3 protein-coding genes are annotated in these 3,233 nt (G+C 67.9%); all 3 read left to right on the top strand.

Annotated elements, in window-relative coordinates:
- Positions 1-84 precede the first annotated feature (84 nt).
- The 3 genes from EOA27_RS28945 to nagA are packed head-to-tail and all read left to right on the top strand — an operon-like array spanning position 85 to position 3,049.
- A complete protein-coding gene (locus EOA27_RS28945; RefSeq protein ID WP_126079953.1) occupies positions 85-864 on the top strand; it encodes a GntR family transcriptional regulator in 780 nt (259 codons plus the stop codon).
- The gene (locus EOA27_RS28940) at positions 861-1,892 is read left to right on the top strand and encodes an SIS domain-containing protein (protein WP_042637388.1); all 1,032 of its coding nucleotides are present in this window, start codon (positions 861-863) and stop codon (positions 1,890-1,892) included. The genes EOA27_RS28945 and EOA27_RS28940 overlap by 4 nt, the downstream gene beginning before the upstream one ends.
- Positions 1,889-3,049, top strand: coding sequence for an N-acetylglucosamine-6-phosphate deacetylase (nagA, locus tag EOA27_RS28935; protein WP_126079952.1), 1,161 nt, complete (start codon positions 1,889-1,891; stop codon positions 3,047-3,049). Before EOA27_RS28940 ends, nagA begins: the two co-directional genes overlap by 4 nt.
- The last annotated feature ends 184 nt before the right edge of the window (positions 3,050-3,233 follow it).

Below are 3,233 nucleotides of genomic sequence, written 5' to 3'. Positions count from 1 at the left end.
GCTCAAAGCCCCGCTCGACGATGCGCTGGGCGGCGCCGTTCAGATGGCCGCGCGCGTCTTCGCCAATGGTTCGGAGGCCGCCCGATGAGCGCCGCCGACCAGATATTCGCCATGCTGAAACAATCCTCGCAGAGCGGCGCGCCGCTTTATCTGCAACTGCGGAAAAGCATCGAGGAAGCGGTCAATCGCGGCCTGATCGGTCCCGGCGACGCGCTGCCGTCGGAGCGCGACATCGCCAGCAAGGCCGATATCTCGCGCGTCACCGTGCGCAAGGCGGTGCAGGACCTCGTCAAGGGCGGCATCCTCATCCAGCGCCACGGCTCGGGCACCTTCGTCGCGCCGCGCATGGAGCGCGTCGAGCAGTCGCTGTCCCGGCTCACTTCCTTCACCGAGGACATGGCGCGCCGCGGCATGACGGTGCGTTCGGTCTGGCTCGACCGCGGCCTCTATGCGCCGTCGCCCGACGAGATGATGGTGCTCGGCCTTTCCTCGACCGAGCTGGTGGCCCGCGTCGCGCGCCTGCGCATCGCCGACGACACGCCGCTGGCGATCGAGCGCGCGGCGCTCTCGGCCAGCGTTCTGCCCGATCCCGAAGCGATCGGCTCCTCGCTCTACGCCGCGCTTGGCATGACTGGCAATCGTCCGGTGCGCGCCGTGCAGCGCATCTCGGCCACCAATCTCGGCGATGCCGATGCGCGCCTCCTGGAAGTGCCGCCGAGGGTTGCCGGACTGCAGATCGAGCGCATTTCGTATCTGGCGAGCGGCAAGGTGATCGAGTTCACCCGCTCAGTCTACAGGGGCGACGCCTATGATTTCGTCGCGGAACTCCGGCTGACCGGGCCGGGAGAGGAGATCCGGCCATGAGCGCCACCACCACCCATATGCGGCGCGAGATCGACGAGATCCCTGAAGCCGCCGCCCGCCTTCTCGACGGCTCGGCTTCGGCTTTGGCCGAGGCCGGTCGCGGCCTGCGCGAGCGTGACCCGCAATTCGTCGTCACCGTGGCGCGCGGCTCGTCCGACCATGCCGCGACCTTCATGAAATATGCCGTCGAGCTGACGGCCGGCCTTGCGGTCGCTTCCGTCGGGCCGTCGATCGCTTCGATCTACGGCGCCAAGTTGAGACTCCGTGGTTCCGCCTGCCTGGCGGTCTCGCAGTCGGGCAAGAGCCCGGACATCGTCGCCATGGCCGAAACGGCGCGGGCCGGCGGCGCGCTCACCGTCGCCATCACCAACACGGCCGACTCGCCGCTCGCGCGGGCTTCCGATTACGCCATCGATATCCTCGCCGGGCCGGAGCGCTCCGTCGCGGCCACCAAGACCTTCGTCAATTCGGCCGTCGCCGGCCTCGCGCTGATGGCGCACGCCACCGACGACCAGGCACTGCTCAAGGCGCTCGCCGGCCTGCCGGCCCATTTCGAGAAGGCGATCGCCTGCGACTGGATGGCGCTCGCCGGCGCCTTGGAGGATCCGCAGTCGCTCTTCATCCTCGGCCGTGGCCCCTCCTTCGCCATCGCCAGCGAGGCGGCGCTGAAATTCAAGGAAACCTGCGCCATGCATGCCGAGGCCTACAGCGCGGCGGAAGTCATGCATGGGCCGCTGGCACTGGTCGGACCGGGGTTCCCGGTGCTGGCGCTTGCCGCGCGAGACGCGTCGGAACCCTCGGTCGCCGAGGCGGCTGATGGTCTGACGGCCAAGGGCGCCGCCGCCTTCATCACCTCCGACAAGGCCAAGGCCGCGAGGCTTCTTCCCCATGTCGCTACCGGCCATCCGCTTACCGATCCGCTGCCGCTGATCGTGTCCTTCTATGGCTTCGTCGAGGCCTTCGCGCGTCATCGCGGCCTCGACCCGGATACGCCGCGCAATCTGCGCAAGGTGACGGAAACCGTATGAGCAACCGTTTCGCGCTCACCGGCGCCCGCATCTTCGACGGCGCCGACTGGCATGACAACGCCGCCCTTGTCGTCAAGGGCGACCTGGTCGAGGCCATCCTGCCCGCCGGCGCCATTCCGTCCGGCGTTCCGGTGGTCGAGACCGGCGGCGGCCTGCTGGTGCCCGGTTTCGTCGACATCCAGGTCAATGGCGGCGGCGGCGTCATGCTCAACGACCATCCCGACGTCGCCTCGATAGAGACGATCTGCCGGGCGCATGCGCCTTTCGGCACCACGGCGCTGCTGGTGACGCTGATCACCGACACGCCGGCGATTACCGCCGCCGCCATCGCTGCGGGCGGCGAGGCGGCCCGGGAAAAGGTGCCGGGCTTCCTCGGCCTGCATCTGGAAGGGCCGCATCTTTCCCTGGCCCGCAAGGGCGCGCATGATCCGGCGCTGATCCGGCCGATGACCGACGCCGACCAGGCCGCGCTCATCGCCGCGCGCCAGGACCTGCCGGTGCTGCTCACCACGATCGCGCCGGAATCGGTCGAACCGGTCCGTGTCACCGCGCTGGCCAAGGCCGGCGTTATCGTGAGCCTCGGCCATAGCGATACAAATTACGCGACGGCCAGCGCCTACGCCGCCGCCGGCGCCACGGTGGTGACGCATCTCTTCAACGCCATGAGCCAGATCGGCAACCGCGAGCCGGGCCTGGCGGGCGCTGCGATCGATAGCGGTGGTCTGTATGCCGGCATCATCGCCGACGGCATCCATGTCAATCCGGCGACGATGATCCTCGCGCTGCGCGGCAAGCAGGGGCCAGGCAAGATCGTGCTGGTCACCGACGCCATGGCGACGATCGGCACCGACATGACGTCGTTCACGCTGAACGGCCGCACCATCTACCGCAAGGACGGGAGCCTCAGGCTCGCCGACGGCACGCTGGCCGGCGCCGACCTGGACATGATCTCCGCCATCCGCTTCGTCCATCGCGTCATCGGGCTCGATCTCGACGAGGCCTTGCGCATGGCCTCGCTCTATCCCGCCGAGGCAATCGGCCAGCCGCACCGGCTCGGGCGGTTCGCCAACGGGACAGCTGCCGACATTGTTGGGCTGTCGGAGGATCTGGATGTCAAGAATGTCTGGATCGGTGGCGAGAAGGTTTTTGGAGCGTAGGCCTCTCGATCCCATCGTCAGTCGGGAAACCCACGCAAACGTTCGCGATTGTGCGAAGCCTTTAGCGCGTCGCCATCCTCGGGCTTGACCCGAGGATCCATTCCGTGACCTGTGATGTAGAGTGCAACGGTGCAGAATTCTGCCATGTTAGCAGCGCGGTAGCGTTACGGAATGGATCCTAGGG

The sequence above is a fragment of the Mesorhizobium sp. M2A.F.Ca.ET.037.01.1.1 genome, assembly GCF_003998075.1.
In the GTDB taxonomy this organism is placed as follows: Bacteria; Pseudomonadota; Alphaproteobacteria; order Rhizobiales; family Rhizobiaceae; genus Mesorhizobium.
This window is presented reverse-complemented; position numbering and strand designations above follow the sequence as displayed.

Excerpts from the sequence above, each read along its gene's own strand:
- EOA27_RS28940 (WP_042637388.1), top strand. The coding sequence starts at position 861 with ATGAGCGCCACCACCACCCATATGCGGCGCGAGATCGACGAGATCCCT.
- EOA27_RS28945 (WP_126079953.1), top strand. The coding sequence starts at position 85 with ATGAGCGCCGCCGACCAGATATTCGCCATGCTGAAACAATCCTCGCAG.
- nagA (WP_126079952.1), top strand. The coding sequence starts at position 1,889 with ATGAGCAACCGTTTCGCGCTCACCGGCGCCCGCATCTTCGACGGCGCC.